We start from the raw sequence: 14,861 nt of genomic DNA, 5'->3' as shown, positions 1-14,861 counted from the left end.
ATGGCTCGTCACGTCGTCGCAAGGGTCGATGAACTCGATATCGGCAAATCCAAACTGGTGAAGGTCGCAGGCCGCGACATCGCCCTCTTCAACGTCAAAGGCGAGTTCTTCGCCATTGCCAATCGCTGCCCGCACGAGGGTGCCGACCTCTGCCGCGGCCAGATGGTGGGGCTGGCTGAATCCGACGAGCCTGGCCAGTACCGGATGACGCGGCACGGCGAGTTGGTACGCTGCCCCTGGCACGGCTGGGAGTTCGACATCCGCACCGGGAAATCCTGGTGCGATCCGGCGCGCACCCGTGTGAAAAGTTTCGACGTCACCGTCACAAAAGGCGGAGCGCTCACGGAAGGCCCTTATCAAGCCGAGGTCTTTCCGGTCTCCATCGACGAGGACTACGTCGTCGTGGAGATCTGATGACCCCTGAAATCACAGCGAATATTCCAGGGAGAAGAAATGTCGCTTATCAAGAAATTCACTGTATTGGCGCTCGGCGCAATACTCGCAGGACCTGCGCTGGCGCAGAATCCCGACTGGGACAAGGTGGTGGAAGCCGCTAAGAAAGAAGGCACCGTCACCGTCTATAACTCGCAACTCGGCGTGCCGAACTTCGTCGCCGTCATTGATTCCTTTCAGGAAAAATATGGCATCAAGGTCGAATCGCTCGATGTGCGCGCCAGCGAACTGACCGAACGCCTGCGCTCCGAACAGGCTGCCGGCCGCTACATCGCCGATATCCAGATGCATTCGGCAAACTCGATCGAAACGGGAAAGACCCAGGGCATCCAAATCGAGCCGCTCGGTGAGATTCCGAACGTCGCCAATATTCGCGACGACATGAAAAAAGAAGTCGCCGACGATCACGTGCCGGGCTTTTTGCAGGCCTATGGCATCCTGGTGAACACCGGCCTCGTGAAACCGGAGGATGAGCCGAAGAGCTGGAAGGACCTCGCCGATCCGAAATGGAAGGGCAAGATCCTCTCCGACGACATGCGCCCGCTCGGTTCCGGCGGCACCATGTTCGTGGTCTTCAACAAGACTTTCGGCCAGGAGTTCAACGAAAAGCTGGCCGAAAACAAGCCTGTCTTCAGCCGGGATCTCCGCAACGATGCCCGTCGCGTCGCCCGCGGCGAATATCCGCTCTACATCCCGCAGATGTTCGCCTTCGCCAATGACTTGCAGGGTCTGCCGATCAAGGTGATCGTGCCGCCGGAAGGCGTTCCCTATGTGTCGATCCATTTCGCCGTCATGAAGAACGCGCCGCATCCCAACGCGGCAAAACTCTTCATCAACCATTTCCTCGAAATGGAATCGCAGGTGACCTACGCGAAGGCCTGGATGCTGCCTGTGATCAAAGGCGTCGAAGACCAGCTCGATCCGGAGTCGAAGCGTTTCGCCAGCGCCAAACTGCTCGGTACCCGCGAACTGGACGAATATGGTCCGATGATGGACCTTGCCAAGAAAATCTATCCGTAAAGGTCCTCCCGGCCTTGAGGGGTCTGGCGGGCGTCCTGCCGGACCCTTTTTTATCGATACGACCTGGTTTCGACCGGGAATTTGTTCCCGAATGCGGCTCGGCGAAATTTCCTGCCTGTGCGGCTGGCGATTTCGCTGGCAATATCCGTCGAAAATGATGGACGCAGGAGAGAGCAATGTCGATCGCAAGCCTTTCAAGACGAACCCTTTTTCAGGCTGGCGCCGCGCTGCTCGCTTCGACCGCCCTGCCGAGATTTGCACGCGCACAGAACGCACCGTCCGGTGGTCGGCTGATCGTCGCGGCCGACTCGGAGCCCAAAAATCTGAACCCTGCGATCGTTGCCTCGAACGGCGTCTTCTTCATCGCCAGCAAAGTGGTCGAACCGCTCGCGGAAGCCTCGTTCGAGAGCAAGGACGGGCTGTCTCCCCGGCTCGCAACCTCCTGGGAAGGTTCCGCCGACGGAAGATCGGTCACATTCAAGCTGCGCGAGGGCGTCAAGTGGCACGACGGCAAGCCTTTCACCTCCGCCGATGTCGCTTTCTCCGCGCTCAACATCTGGAAGCCGCTACAGAATCTCGGTCGCCTCGTCTTCGCCAATCTGGAGACCGTCGATACGCCGGACGAGGCGACTGCCATCTTCCGGTTTTCGAAGCCGACGCCGGTGCAGCTCATCCGCAACGCGCTGCCGGTCGTCAGCAGCGTCGTGCCGAAGCACGTTTATGAAGGCACGGACATTGCGACCAATCCGGCGAATACGAAGCTCATCGGCACTGGTCCGTTCAAGTTTGCGGAATACAAGCCCGGCGAATACTACCGCCTGACGAAGAACGAAAACTACTGGTCGGAGGGAGAACCCAAGCTCGACGAAGTGATCTTCCGCGTGCTCCCGGACCGCGCCGGCGCCGGCGCGGCGCTGGAGGCGGAGGAAATCCAACTTGCCGCCTTCTCCGCCGTTCCACTGACCGATCTCGACCGCATTTCCAAGGTACCGGGCATCAAGATCATCTCCGAGGGCTATGAGGCGCTCACCTATCAGCTCGTGGTGGAGATCAACCATCGCCGCAAGGAACTCTCCGACATCAAGGTGCGCCAGGCGATCGCGCATGCGATCAACAGGAAATTCGTCGTCGACACGATCTTCCTCGGATATGCCGCCGCCTCGACTGGGCCGGTGCCGAAGAACGCGCCGGAATTTTATGACGCCGACGTGCCGACCTACGATTTCGACGTCGCCAAGGCCAATGCCCTGCTCGATGAGGCCGGGTATTCGAAAGGCGCCAATGGCACACGCTTCTCGCTGAAACTCCGGCCCGCTCCCTATTTCAACGAGACGAGGCAGTTCGGCGATTACCTGCGCCAGGCGCTCGCCGCGATCGGTATCGATGCGCAACTCTTCAATGCGGATTCCGCTGCCCACCAGAAGGCTGTCTATACGGATCACGATTTCGACCTGGCCGTCGCCCCGCCGGTCTTTCGCGGCGATCCGGCGATTTCCACCACCATCCTCGTTCAGTCCGGCATTCCGGCCGGCGTCCCCTTCTCCAACCAGGGCGGCTATGGCAGCAAAGAGCTCGACGGCATCATCGCCAAGGCCGCGGAGACGGTCGACACTCCGGCGCGGACAGAACTCTACAAGCAGTTCCAGAGGATCGTCGCCGCCGACCTGCCGCTGATCAACGTCGCCGAATGGGGCTTCATCACAGTCGCACGCGACACGGTGCTCAACGTCTCCAACAATCCGCGCTGGGCAGTATCGAACTGGGCGGATACGGCGCTGCATTCGTGATAGGCTTGGTCTTGGAAATCCGAGTCCCGAGGCTTCAAGCAGCGTGAACCGTGTCCTTCGATTGATCAGGCGCCGCGCGATCAGCAGCATTCCCGTGCTGCTGATCGTCGTCGTATTGACCTTCCTGCTGCTCGAATCCGCATCCGGAGATGCGGTCGATGCCTATCTCCTGTCGATCGGCGGCGGAGATGCCACGGTCGCGCAAGCGCTGCGCCAGGCCTATGGTCTCGACCAGTCCATGTTCGCCCGCCTCTGGCTCTATGCCTCGTCGCTGGCGCGACTCGATCTCGGCTGGTCGGTTGCCTTCGGTCGGCCGGTGTTTGACCTGATCCTCGAACGCCTGCCGAACACGCTGCTCCTGATGGGCAGTGCCACGGTGCTCTCCTTCGGGTTAGGTTCTACACTTGGCATCGTCGCCGGCGCGAAGCCGGAAAGCCTCGGAGACCGAGCACTCTCGACCGTCTCTCTTGTTCTTTACGCAATCCCGAGCTTCTGGCTCGGCCTGGTACTGAGCATCATATTTGCCGTGCAGCTTCGCTGGCTGCCGACCTCCGGCATCGAGACCATTGCTTCGGATAAAACCGGCCTCGCCCGCGTCACCGATATCGCCTGGCATCTTGTCCTGCCGGTCAGCGCATTGACGCTGATCTACATGGCACTTTTCTTGCGAGTCATGCGGGCTGGCATGGCAGAGGCCTGGACGATGGATTTCGTGCTCTTCGCCCGCTCCAAGGGCCTTTCTCGCACCCGCATCGTGCTGCGCCATGTGGCGCGCAACGCGCTCCTGCCGCTCGTCACCATGCTCGGTCTGCAATCGGCCGCCATGCTCGGCGGTAGCGTCGTGATCGAGAGCATCTTTGCCATTCCGGGCTTTGGGCGACTGGCTCAGGAAGCGGTGAGCGGCCGCGACGCACCCCTGCTCATGGGCATCATCGTCGTCAGTGCCGTGCTGGTTATCGGCGTCAACCTGGTGATCGACATCATCTATGCCGCGCTCGACCCCCGGATTGGAGCCTCGGAGCCGCGCGCATGAAGTTCATCCGAAATCTTATCAGAACGCCGGAAGGTACAGTTGGGCTGTGCATTTTGGCTATCCTTGCTCTAATCGCAATTCTCGCCCCCGTGCTGTCTCCTGGTGATCCGCTGCATATCGCCGGACGCGCCCTTCTGCCCCCCTTTAGCGACCCGAGTTTCCCGCTCGGCACCGACCGGCTCGGCCGCGATGTCATGGCCGGCATCATCCATGGCACGCGCACCTCGCTCCTGGTCGGCATCGCCGCCGCGTTAGCCGCCATTACCATCGGCCTTTGCGTCGGATTGACAGCGGGGTTTGCCGGTGGCCTCATCGATGAAGCGCTGATGCGCCTAGTCGATGCCTTCCAGATCGTGCCGGGCTTCCTGTTGGCACTGGCTTTCGTCAGCGTTGTCGGCGCCTCCGTGCCCATTGTCGTGCTGGCGATTGCGCTTGGCGCCTGGCCAAACCCGGCGCGGCTCACGCGCGTGCAGGTTCTGTCGATCAAGGAACGGGATTACGTCGCCTCCGCACGGGTGATCGGCATGCACCCGGTAGAGATTGCATTGAAGGAAATTCTGCCGAATGCGCTGCCGCCGGTTCTGGCACTGTCTGCCATCATCGTCGCTGCGGCGATCTTGACCGAAGCAGCCCTCTCCTTCCTCGGCCTTGGAGACCCGAACACGGTGACCTGGGGATCCATGATTGCCGAGGGGCGCAATATCCTGCGCTCCTCGCCGTTTCTGTCGGTCTTCCCCGGCATCGCGCTGGTCATTACGGTCGTCGGCGTCTACCTCTTCAGCGAAGGGCTGACCAAGGCTCTTGCCGGGCGGAGGATCTAGCATGACCGTGCTTTGCAGGATCAGCGGCCTTTCGGTTGTCTATGCCGGTCAGCCGGCGCCGGCCCTGGACGCGGTTGATCTCGACATCCTTGCCGGCGAACGGCTGGCGATCATCGGCGAAAGCGGCTCAGGCAAAAGCACGCTGGCACGCGCCATTGCCGGGCTCCTGCCGTCCGGCGCACGCGTGACTGGCGAAATGGAATGGTCAGCCGGCCATCCACCACATCCGGGCCGTGAGCTCGGCTTCGTCTTCCAGGACCCGTCTTCCAGTCTCAACCCCGTTCTGACCATCGGCGAACAGGTGGCTGAGGGCGCTCGCCAGCATCTTGGCCTTCCGTGGGCGGCCGCCTATGCCCAGGCGCAGAAGATTCTGGAAAAAGTTCATTTCCCGCAACCTGAAAAGGCGTTAAGAGCTTTCCCGCACCAACTTTCCGGCGGTCAACGCCAGCGTGTCGCGATCGCTGCGGCGCTGGCTGCAAAGCCGAGCTTTCTCATTGCCGACGAAGCGACCAGTGCGCTCGATATGGTGGTGCAGGCGGAGATCGTGGCGCTGCTCGGCGATCTCGTCAAAGAAGCCGATATGACGCTCCTGTTCATCACCCATGACATCGCTCTGGCTTCAGGTTTCGCGGATCGCATCGCAATCTTCAAGGATGGCCGCCTGGTCGAAGCCGGACCGACCCTTGCGGTCCTCTCCTCCCCGCGGGAGATCTATACGCAAACGCTGATCGCCAGCCATCGCGACCTCTCCACATCACCATTGATCAAAGAGCCTGCTTCATGACCTTGCTCTCGATCGAAAACCTCTCGAAACACTTTTCGTCCGGCGGCCGCGACATCGCGGCGCTCAAGGACGTGTCGTTGACAATTGCCGACGGAAAGACGCTCGGCCTCGCTGGCGCTTCCGGCAGCGGGAAATCTACACTGGCGCGCATCCTCATGCGTCTGATCCCACCGGATGCGGGCACGGTCCGCTTCGAGGATGAGGACTGGTTGACACTTTCGGGCTCCGAACTCCGCCGCCGCCGCGCGAAAATTCAGATGGTCTTCCAGGATGTGCTCGGTGCGTTCAATCCGCGCGCCACGGTGGCCTCGGTGCTCGGCGATCCGCTGCGTATCCACGCCATCGTGCCAAAAGCCGAAAGGCCGAAGGAGATCGTTGCATTGCTCGACCGCGTCGGCCTGCCTGCAAGTTACGTTGCGCGCTCGATCCGCGAAGTGTCCGGCGGTCAGCGGCAGCGGATAGCGATTGCCCGCGCCATTGCCACCCGACCGTCGCTGATCGTTTTCGACGAGGCGGTCTCGGCGCTTGACGTTTCCATTCGCGGCAAGATTCTGGAATTGCTGGTCGAGTTGCAGGAAGAGCGGGGCATCGCTTATCTCTTCGTTTCCCACGATCTCGCCGTGCTGCGCGCCGTCTCCCACCGGATCGCCGTCATGGATGCCGGACGGCTGATAGAAAGCGGTCCGGCGGACCAGGTGATCGAGAATCCGCAATCTCAGGCGGCAAGAGCCTTGATTGCGGCAGTGCCACGCCTCGTCATCAAACCAACGAGAGACTCCGTCCATGACACGTGACACCTGGAATCCATTGAACGATGTACCGCCATTCCCGGCCGTTCGCTATGCCTCAATTGCCGATCGCATCGCAAAGGTCCTAGGGGCGCGCAACGACATTCTCCTTATTCAGGCAGAAGCCGTCGTTGCACTGGAAGCGGTCGCGACGAGCCTTGCACGCCCCGGCTTGAAAGTGCTCAACATCGTCACCAGTCCTTATGGCCTCTGGTTCGGCAATTGGCTGAGACGCGGCGGGGCCGACGTCATTGAGCTGACGGCAGAGCCGGCCCGTCCGATCGACGTGGAAGCCGTGGAACGGGCCTTGAATGCCCATTCGGACACGAAGGTTCTTGCGCTCTGCCATGCTGAATCAGCAAGCTGCATCCTCAATCCGATGGAGGATATCGTCGCTCTCGCCCGCGTCCGCGGCATCGTGACGGTCGTGGATGCGGTAGCCTCCGTCGGCGGCCACGCCCTGAATGTCGATGAGCTGGGCATAGATATCGCCATCATCGGTCCGCAGAAATCGCTGGCCGGCCCGGCCGGGCTTTCGGCACTCTCCGTCAGTTCCGCCGCCTGGCAACTGATCTCCCGTGACGGCGGTCCGACGGGCTCCATTCTTTCGCTTCTCGACCAGAAGGCCTGGCTCGACGCCGGCCGGGGCACACTTCCCGGCACGACGGCGCCTTTGGAATTTTTCGCGCTTGAAGCTGCTCTGGATCGGCTCGAGGCGGAAGGTCTGGCTTCTGTCATCGCCCGGCATGGCCGCGCTGCAAGGGCGACGCATGCTGGACTGATCGCGCTGGGTGCCGAGCCTTGGGTGAAGCCGGAAAAAGGCTCTCATCTCGTCACCGCGGTCGAACTTTCGGAGGCGGCCGACCCCAAGGCGCTGCTTGCGGCTGCCGCTCCGCTCGGCATGGAGTTCTCGATCGGCGTCGGACCGGGCGCAAACCACCTGATCCGGCTCAACCACACCGGCTTGCGCGCCCGTTTCGACATTGTGCTCGGCAATGTCGCTGCCTATGGAATGGGCCTCAGGCGATTGGGATTCAAAGCGGATATCGCTGCAGCAGTCGAGGCGATCGCTCTCCACTACGGCGACTGATCAGACGCCTTTTTCCGTGAGCCAGTTGCGGACGATCTCCTCATCCTCGCGACCGAGCCCGTGATTTGCGTCGAGTTTTTTCGCCGCCACCTCTGCCCCTGCCGCTCGAAGCCGGTCTTCCAGCTCCGGCGTAAGCGGGCCGTAGAAATCGTCGGTCGCACTGAGCGAAAGGACCTGTGTCCCCGAGAGATCGACCACCGGCTTTTCCTCCAGCACGTTCATCGACCGCAGCAAGACCGCCTTGCGGATCAGGGTCGGATAAAGCTGCATGACTGCTCCGATCATATTGCCGCCATTGGAATAGCCGACGAAAGCAGTTCGGGAGGGATCCACCCCGTAAGCCGGAGCCAGTTCCTCAACGAAGGCGACGAAGGCTTCCGTTTCGGAAACGATTTCCTTCTGGTCGAACGTCACCTGGTCGAAACGGCGGAAGAAGCGCGGATAGCCCTCGTCCGTCGAGCGTCCACGAATACCGATCAGCATGGCATTCGGCGCAACCTTGCGTCCGAAGGGCAGCATGCTGGTTTCGTTGGCACCGGTTCCGTGCAGCAGAACCAGCGTCGATCCATCCCATTCTTCCGGCATATGGATGCGGTGCATGAAAGGCAGGTCACGATAGATAACCCGCTCCTCCCCGGGTAGGCCGAATTGCGGCAGCATAACCCGAAGAGCATCGTGATCCGCCTTGAAATGCTTCGGGATGAAGAGCCGCGTTCCAAGTGTTTCGACTGTCTCGTCGGTCGTAAAACCGGGTCCATCGCTTGCAAGCTCGATCAGAGTGCCGCCCGGCTCACGCACATAGAGCGAATGGAAGTAGTGTCGGTCGTGCATGTTGATCTCGCCCCGATCTTCCGCCTGCAAGGCGGCATGCACTGCCTCCACATGCGCCCCGTCAGGCGTCCGGAAGGCGATATGGTCGATCGTGCCGGTGCCCGGCGCAGCCGTCCAAAAGCCACCGGCATCCCGGACATCGACAACATCCTGCGCATCCGAAACCAGCCGCTGGATAGTACCCTCCTTCGGTCCGACCGTAAGGCCCATATGCCGAGTTAGGAAATCCGCGGTCTCCTCCGGCTTTTCGGACAGGACTGTCGCGCCGTGCAGCCTTCGAATCGCGTCGGCTTCGTCAATGCCTCCGTCTTGCCACCAGACCCAGGGCGCTGCTTTCTCCACGCCCACAAGCTTGACGATGATGCCGTCCGGATCGGTCAACCGCAGCACCGGCTCACTGAATTCCTGTGCCGGCCCGCTGAGCTTAACGTTGAACTGCAGCGCCCGCGTCAGCCAGAAACCGATTGCCTCCGGCGCGATCGCAAAACTGATCTCGCTCGGCGCGCCATGGCCGACGCGTCCCAGCGAACCATCTTCCCAGGCAAGGAATGTTACGAGCGAACCCGGCGATGCCGCCCCGTCACCATAGAACAGGTGAAGCTGTTGCGCGTCCTCAAAGCCTGCCGTGCGCTTTACCAATCTGAGGCCCAGGAAGCCCACGTAGAAATCGACATTCGCCTGGATCTTGCGGGTGATGGCCGTGATGTGATGCAAGCCACTGGTCATACGCTGGTGGAATCCTTCTGTTGACGGACGAGGACCGTTTTGATGCCGATCAGATAACGGTACTCGTCGCGCGCCAGCAATCCGTCAAGCACCTCAATTGCCGGCGCATCGATCTTTTGGGAAAGATGCAGCACCAGACCCTTCCCCAGGCACAACCCGACATGCGCCCCCCAGGCCTTCAGTTCGTCGTGCACCAGAACGAGGTCGAACGGCTGCATCCCACCTGAAACCCGCGTATGGACCGTGTCTTCCCACAGCTCACTCGATCGGAAATCCGGAATCACGAAGCCGTAATGCCGCAGAACCGAATAGGCATATTGCTGGCAATTCGCGCCACCTTCGACCTCCATGACGCCCGGCGCACCGGGAGAGTGATCGGGATTGTATCGCACATCCCAAAAACGCTTGGGGATGTCGATCGGTGAGCGGTATAGGTCAAGCCTCGTATCGTTCATGGCGCGACGTTAGCAGGCTAAACCTCTCCCGGCGATATAGGAACTGCATTCAGGCGGCTTGGATCGTCTTGATCCGATCCAGGCCGCCGACGATGCCGGCAAAATCCTGCCACACCCCTTGAGCGCCCTTCTGCCATTCCTCGAAAGCTTCCGGCTTCAGGAGCTTCCCGCCGTTCTTGAGCGACTGTTCGACGGAAGCCGCCTCGTCCTCGATAATGAGCTGGTTGAAATAAGCTGCTCCTGCCTGCGACGCGGCCAGAAAAACCGCCTTCTGTTCATCATCGAGACGGTTCCAGAAGCTCGCGGCATAGAAAATCACACCGGATGCCCAGATGTGGCCGGTCTCGGTCATATAGGGCACGACCTCGTAGAGTTTGAAGCCGGCATAGGCGGACTTGGTCAAGTCCATGGCATCGGCCACCCCGGTCGACAGAGCGTTGTAGGTCTCGGTGATCGGAATGCCGACTGGCGTCGTACCGAAAGCGCTCCAAAGCCTGGTGTGGAGCGGGCTCTGGATGACGCGAATCGTCTTGCCCTTGAGTTGTTCAGGCCGCGTGATGGGCTCCTTGGTGAGCAGATGCCGGGCACCGTAGTTTATGAAGCCACCGACCACGAAATTCTGGCTGGCGAGCTTTTGTTTCAAATCTGCGCCGACCCTTCCATCCACCGTTCTGCGAACGTGGTCGCTGTCACGGAACAGAAAAGGCAGATCGAGGATCTGCAACTCCGGGACCCAGCCGGAGAGCGACGAGATCGTGGAAAGGCTGGCCTGTACCGAGCCGAGACGTGCACCTTCGGCCACTTCCTTCTCGCCACCGAGCGCGCCGTTCTTGACGACGTTGAATTTGAATTGTCCCGGCAGCTTGGCCTCCACAAGCTCGCCGATCCTCACCCAAATCTTGGTTTCCGGCTTGTCGTCGCCGAGAAGCGAAGCGACCGTGATCGTCGTGGTGCGGGCTGCCGCGGTGCGAACGTAAACAGGCGCGGCAAGCGCGGCACCGGTTGCGGCTGCGGTCTTTAAAAGCGTGCGGCGGTTGAATTTTTCCATGCCAGGAATTCCCGAGTTAGAAGATGGTGGCCCAGGCGCACAGGATCGCCAGGGAAGTAAGCAGAGCGACGAGATAAGGCAGCACGGCGCGGAACAGCGCGGATGCCGGAACGCGCGTGACACCGCTGACCACGAAGATCAGCATGCCGAGCGGTGGTGTCAGGCCGTGGATCATCAGATTCACGACGATAATGACGCCGAATTGGATGGGATCGATACCGGCAGAAACGGCAGCAGGCAGCAGGATCGGGCCGAAAAGCAGAATAGCGGCACCGATATCCAGCACCAGCCCGACCGCCAGCAGGATGACGTTCGACAGGATAATGACCGCCAGCGCGCTGCCGCCAAGCATGGTCGTAAACTCCGAAACCAGACCGGAGATATCGTCCACCGCCAGCAGGAAGGCGCAAGGACCGGCCGTGCCTATCAGAAGGCCGATCGCTGCAGCTTCCGTCGCAGACTGACGAAAAACCGAGAAGAGCGCTCCGAAACCGATCCGTCCCCAGAGCCCCAGCAAGAGCGCGTAGAACGCAGCCAAGGCCGCGGCCTCCGTCGTCGTCACGATACCGACGCGGATGCCGACCACGACGATGATACCGAGCCCGAAGGCGGGAATGGCGGAAGCCGCTGCCTGCCAGCGCGCAGAGGCAGTCGCGCGCGGCCGCGTGACCTGCTCGCGCACCGTCAGGTGGATGGCAACAGCAAGGCAAATCGCCATCAGCGCGCCTGCGAAAAAGCCGCCGACCAGCAGTGAACCGACCGAAAGATTGGTAGCGGCAGCAAGGATGAGGAATGCGATCGAAGGCGGGATGATGTTATCGAGCACCGAGGTCGCGGCGATGATCGCCCCCGCCTGCGCCGCTGGATAACCGTGCTTGACCAATTCCGGTTGGAAGATCGAAGCGCCGAAAGCAGCATTGGCAACGGAAGAACCCGAAGCACCGGAAAGGAACACGCTGGTCAAAAGCGTCGTCTGCGCCAGTCCCGCCCGGCGATGCCCGACCATTGAAGCAGCGAAACGCACAAGCTGATTGGCGACGCCAGATGCGGTCAGCAACCCGCCCACAAGCAGGAAGAAAGGGATGGCAAGCAGCAGAAATTTTGAAATGCCGGTAACGGTCGTCGAAACGATAGCCGGCTCCGGCAAACTGCTTCCGAAAGCGATCGCCACATAAGCTGCCGCGAGAAAGGCGTGCGCCAACGGGGTCGCCAGCACCAGCCCAAGCCCGCCGATAAGCGCGAGGAACAGGCTCGGCGGCAGATGCGTATCGAAAAGAACTTTCGGCACACCGAAATAGAGCGCCGTACCCAGTGCGAGAGAAATCAATACGGCAATCGCCTTGCCGTCCGTGGCCCTCTGAAGCAGAAGCATGAGCAGGACCAGCCCGCCGCCCGCCCCCAGGAAACCGAACCGGATCCATTCAGGCAGGCCCAAGGTCGGCGAAACGCCGCCAAGCATGACCACGATCTCCGCACCACCGAAAATCAGGCTCAACGCAGCCAGCACGGTGAAGACGTCTGCAAGCACCTCGGCGACCGGCGCCAGACGCTCTGGCAGTAGCCGGACGAAGGCATCGAGCCGCATGGCAAGTGCACTTTTCAGACTGAGCGGCGCGCCGAGCGAGATCAGCGCCACATGCATCCAGATACCCGCGTCCTCTGCCCCGATAAGGCCTGTATTGAAGAAATAGCGCAGGCAAACGCTGGTCAGCACGATGAGAAGCAGTCCTACCAGGACCATGGCGGCGAGCATACCGAGAATGGCCTCGATCGCTTTCAGCACCAGGGCGGCTACACCAGCCTGTCGCAGCGGTTCGGCGATTTCGGACGGATTGGTCGTCACCTTTTCCCATTCCAGCGAGAGGGCCTGATGCCGATCATGGCAACCGAGACCGGAAAATGTGCCAGCATCACGCGATGGATGGCACGCTGTCAGGGCCTTTTCGCGCATACGGCTTTCCTTCTCAAGCAACGATATGTCGAAACTCGTTCGATCCGGAAAATTCATGCGCAACATCGGCCGAAAATCCTTCACCAGCAGCACCCTTTTCGGTGCAAATCTGTTGACTGATCATCGTGGTTATGCTGCCTAGATAATCGGAGAATCCCCATCTCAGAATGGCCGTCTCGAGTATTTGTCCGGCCGATTGATTCATTTTTGGAATAATACCGTGAGCAGCGATGCAACAGTTCGCGTTGCGAAGCCGTCGGCTTCGTTGGCGCTGGTGAAGGCGGCAGGCTGGGGCAAAGGCCTCTCGATCCTCACCCGCATCACCGTCATGGCCTTCCGCCATCCCTGGCAAGCGGGTTTTGCGATCGTCGCAACTCTGATCGCTTCAACCTTTCAGCTGATGATCCCGCAACTTCTTGGACAGGCCGTAGACCACACGCAGGTGGTGCTGACGGGAGGCGACGCCGGACAACAGGCACAGGATGCGCTCCTGACGACCGCTCTCTTCCTGCTCGGTGCGAGCGTGCTTCGCGGCATCTTCACGCTGATCCAGAATTATTATAGCGAAGCCGTCGGGCACCATATGGGCTATCGGCTGCGGCTTGCGTGTTACGAAAAGATCCAGCGCCTTTCCTTCAGCTTCCACGACAGCATGCATTCAGGCGATCTGATCACGGTCGGGCTGCTCGATCTCGAAGGCGTGCGCATGTATTTCTCGACAGCCTTCGTACGCATGGTCCTGCTCACAATGTTGATCGGCATCGGCGCCTACCTGCTTATCTCGACCGATGTGGTGCTCGGCCTTCTGGCTTTGAGCTTCGTGCCTTTCGTCGGCTGGCGGTCGTCCGTCACGCAACTTCGACTGCGCGCCACCTGGCTCGACCTGCAGGAGCGGCTTTCAGTGCTCACCCGCGTGATGGAGGAGAACCTTGGCGGCATCCGCGTCGTTCGTGCCTTCGCCGCCCAACAGCATGAGATCGACAAGTTCGAGACAGCGTCGAAGAGCGCGGTGTCACTGGCGCATCAACGCGTCGGCATTCGGGTGGCGAATACCAGCGCGATGACGTTCTCCTTCTTCGCAGCCATGGGCCTCGTGCTCTGGGTCGGCGGCAGCAAGGTCATGGCCGGCGAGATGAGCGTCGGCACCCTCACCTCTTTCCTGACTTTCATGACTATCCTGCAAATGCCGGTGCGTCAGCTCGGCCTGATGGTCAACGCCTTTGCCCGTGCCTCCACCTGCGGCGCCCGCCTTTTCGAACTGCTCGACCTCGACATCGCCATCAAGGACGAAATGGGCGCGAAGGACCTTGAAACCACGGATGGGACGCTCCGCTTCGAGCATGTGAATTTTGCCTATCCCGGTGCCGAAAAGCATCAGGTTCTCACCGATGTAACCTTTGAAGCAAAGCGCGGCGAAACAATTGGCATCGTTGGCCCACCGGGCAGCGGCAAATCCACCCTGGCCCATCTGATCCCGCGCTTCTACGACGTCACCGACGGCCGGATCACCATCGACGGCCAGGATATCCGCAAGGTTACGCTGCAATCGCTGCGCCGCGCAGTGGCGGTCGTGCAGCAGGATAGTTTCCTGTTCACGACGACCATCGAAAACAACATCGCCTATGGCGATCCCTGGGCGAAAGAGAGCCGCATTGAACGGGCCAGCGAGAGCGCCCAGCTCCACAATTACGTGCTCGGCTTGCCGACCGGCTACGGTACCGTCGTCGGCGAACGGGGCGTCTCGCTCTCTGGCGGTCAGCGGCAGCGCCTGTCGATTGCCCGTGCCCTGATGTTGCGCCCGGCGGTGATGGTCTTCGACGATTCCACCGCCGCCATCGACGCAGGGACCGAACAGCGCATCCGCAGCGCCATGCGCAGATATGCCGCCGACCGGGTGACCATCATCGTTGCGCATCGCCTAAGCTCGCTGATGCATGCCAACCGCATCCTGTTCATGGAAAACGGCCGGCTTGTCGAGAGTGGCACGCACGAAGAACTTCTCGCCTTGGGCGGACGCTACAAAGCGCTCTACGATCTGCAGGTGCGTCCCGGCGACGAAGCGTTGACGGCCTGA

Annotated in this window: 13 protein-coding genes; 9 read left to right on the top strand and 4 right to left on the bottom strand. The window is 60.9% G+C overall.

The window, feature by feature from the left end; all coding sequences use genetic code 11:
- The 8 genes from J2046_RS15470 (at window position 1) to J2046_RS15435 (ending at window position 7,776) form a co-directional block, all read left to right on the top strand.
- On the top strand, window positions 1-414 hold the full coding sequence (locus tag J2046_RS15470) for a Rieske (2Fe-2S) protein (protein ID WP_210053222.1): 414 nt from the start codon (window positions 1-3) through the stop codon (window positions 412-414).
- 39 nt (window positions 415-453) lie between these two features.
- Window positions 454-1,473, top strand: a complete 1,020-nt coding sequence (locus J2046_RS15465; protein ID WP_210053220.1) for an ABC transporter substrate-binding protein — start codon at window positions 454-456, stop codon at window positions 1,471-1,473.
- Window positions 1,474-1,649: 176 nt separating this feature from the next.
- Window positions 1,650-3,260: an ABC transporter substrate-binding protein gene (locus J2046_RS15460; RefSeq protein WP_210053218.1), complete on the top strand. Its 1,611-nt coding sequence runs from the start codon at window positions 1,650-1,652 to the stop codon at window positions 3,258-3,260.
- Between the two features lie 43 nt (window positions 3,261-3,303).
- A complete protein-coding gene (locus J2046_RS15455) occupies window positions 3,304-4,293 on the top strand; it encodes an ABC transporter permease (protein ID WP_210053216.1) in 990 nt (329 codons plus the stop codon).
- On the top strand, window positions 4,290-5,114 hold the full coding sequence (locus tag J2046_RS15450; protein WP_210053214.1) for an ABC transporter permease: 825 nt from the start codon (window positions 4,290-4,292) through the stop codon (window positions 5,112-5,114). Before J2046_RS15455 ends, J2046_RS15450 begins: the two co-directional genes overlap by 4 nt.
- A gap of 1 nt (window position 5,115) precedes the next feature.
- Window positions 5,116-5,898, top strand: a complete 783-nt coding sequence (locus J2046_RS15445) for an ABC transporter ATP-binding protein (protein WP_210053213.1) — start codon at window positions 5,116-5,118, stop codon at window positions 5,896-5,898.
- The gene (locus J2046_RS15440) at window positions 5,895-6,692 is read left to right on the top strand and encodes an ABC transporter ATP-binding protein (RefSeq protein WP_210053211.1); all 798 of its coding nucleotides are present in this window, start codon (window positions 5,895-5,897) and stop codon (window positions 6,690-6,692) included. The genes J2046_RS15445 and J2046_RS15440 overlap by 4 nt, the downstream gene beginning before the upstream one ends.
- Window positions 6,682-7,776: a pyridoxal-phosphate-dependent aminotransferase family protein gene (locus J2046_RS15435; RefSeq protein ID WP_210053209.1), complete on the top strand. Its 1,095-nt coding sequence runs from the start codon at window positions 6,682-6,684 to the stop codon at window positions 7,774-7,776. The genes J2046_RS15440 and J2046_RS15435 overlap by 11 nt, the downstream gene beginning before the upstream one ends.
- Here the strand turns inward: J2046_RS15435 and J2046_RS15430 are convergent, their stop codons facing one another.
- From J2046_RS15430 to J2046_RS15415, 4 genes are read right to left on the bottom strand one after another with little or no spacing between them, the layout of a single operon-like run.
- The gene (locus J2046_RS15430; RefSeq protein ID WP_210053207.1) at window positions 7,777-9,333 is read right to left on the bottom strand and encodes a VOC family protein; all 1,557 of its coding nucleotides are present in this window, start codon (window positions 9,331-9,333) and stop codon (window positions 7,777-7,779) included.
- Window positions 9,330-9,788, bottom strand: coding sequence for a hypothetical protein (locus tag J2046_RS15425; protein WP_210053205.1), 459 nt, complete (start codon window positions 9,786-9,788; stop codon window positions 9,330-9,332). The genes J2046_RS15430 and J2046_RS15425 overlap by 4 nt, the downstream gene beginning before the upstream one ends.
- 49 nt (window positions 9,789-9,837) lie before the next feature.
- Window positions 9,838-10,836: a TRAP transporter substrate-binding protein gene (locus J2046_RS15420; protein ID WP_210053203.1), complete on the bottom strand. Its 999-nt coding sequence runs from the start codon at window positions 10,834-10,836 to the stop codon at window positions 9,838-9,840.
- Window positions 10,837-10,852: 16 nt separating this feature from the next.
- Window positions 10,853-12,787, bottom strand: a complete 1,935-nt coding sequence (locus J2046_RS15415) for a TRAP transporter large permease (protein ID WP_210053201.1) — start codon at window positions 12,785-12,787, stop codon at window positions 10,853-10,855.
- 220 nt (window positions 12,788-13,007) lie between these two features.
- Here J2046_RS15415 and J2046_RS15410 point away from each other — a divergent pair, with 220 nt between their 5' ends.
- Complete coding sequence (locus tag J2046_RS15410) at window positions 13,008-14,861, top strand: ABC transporter ATP-binding protein (protein ID WP_210053199.1); 1,854 nt, start codon at window positions 13,008-13,010, stop codon at window positions 14,859-14,861.

The sequence above is a fragment of the Neorhizobium petrolearium genome (assembly GCF_017873175.1).
GTDB lineage: Bacteria > Pseudomonadota > Alphaproteobacteria > Rhizobiales > Rhizobiaceae > Neorhizobium > Neorhizobium petrolearium.
This window is presented reverse-complemented; position numbering and strand designations above follow the sequence as displayed.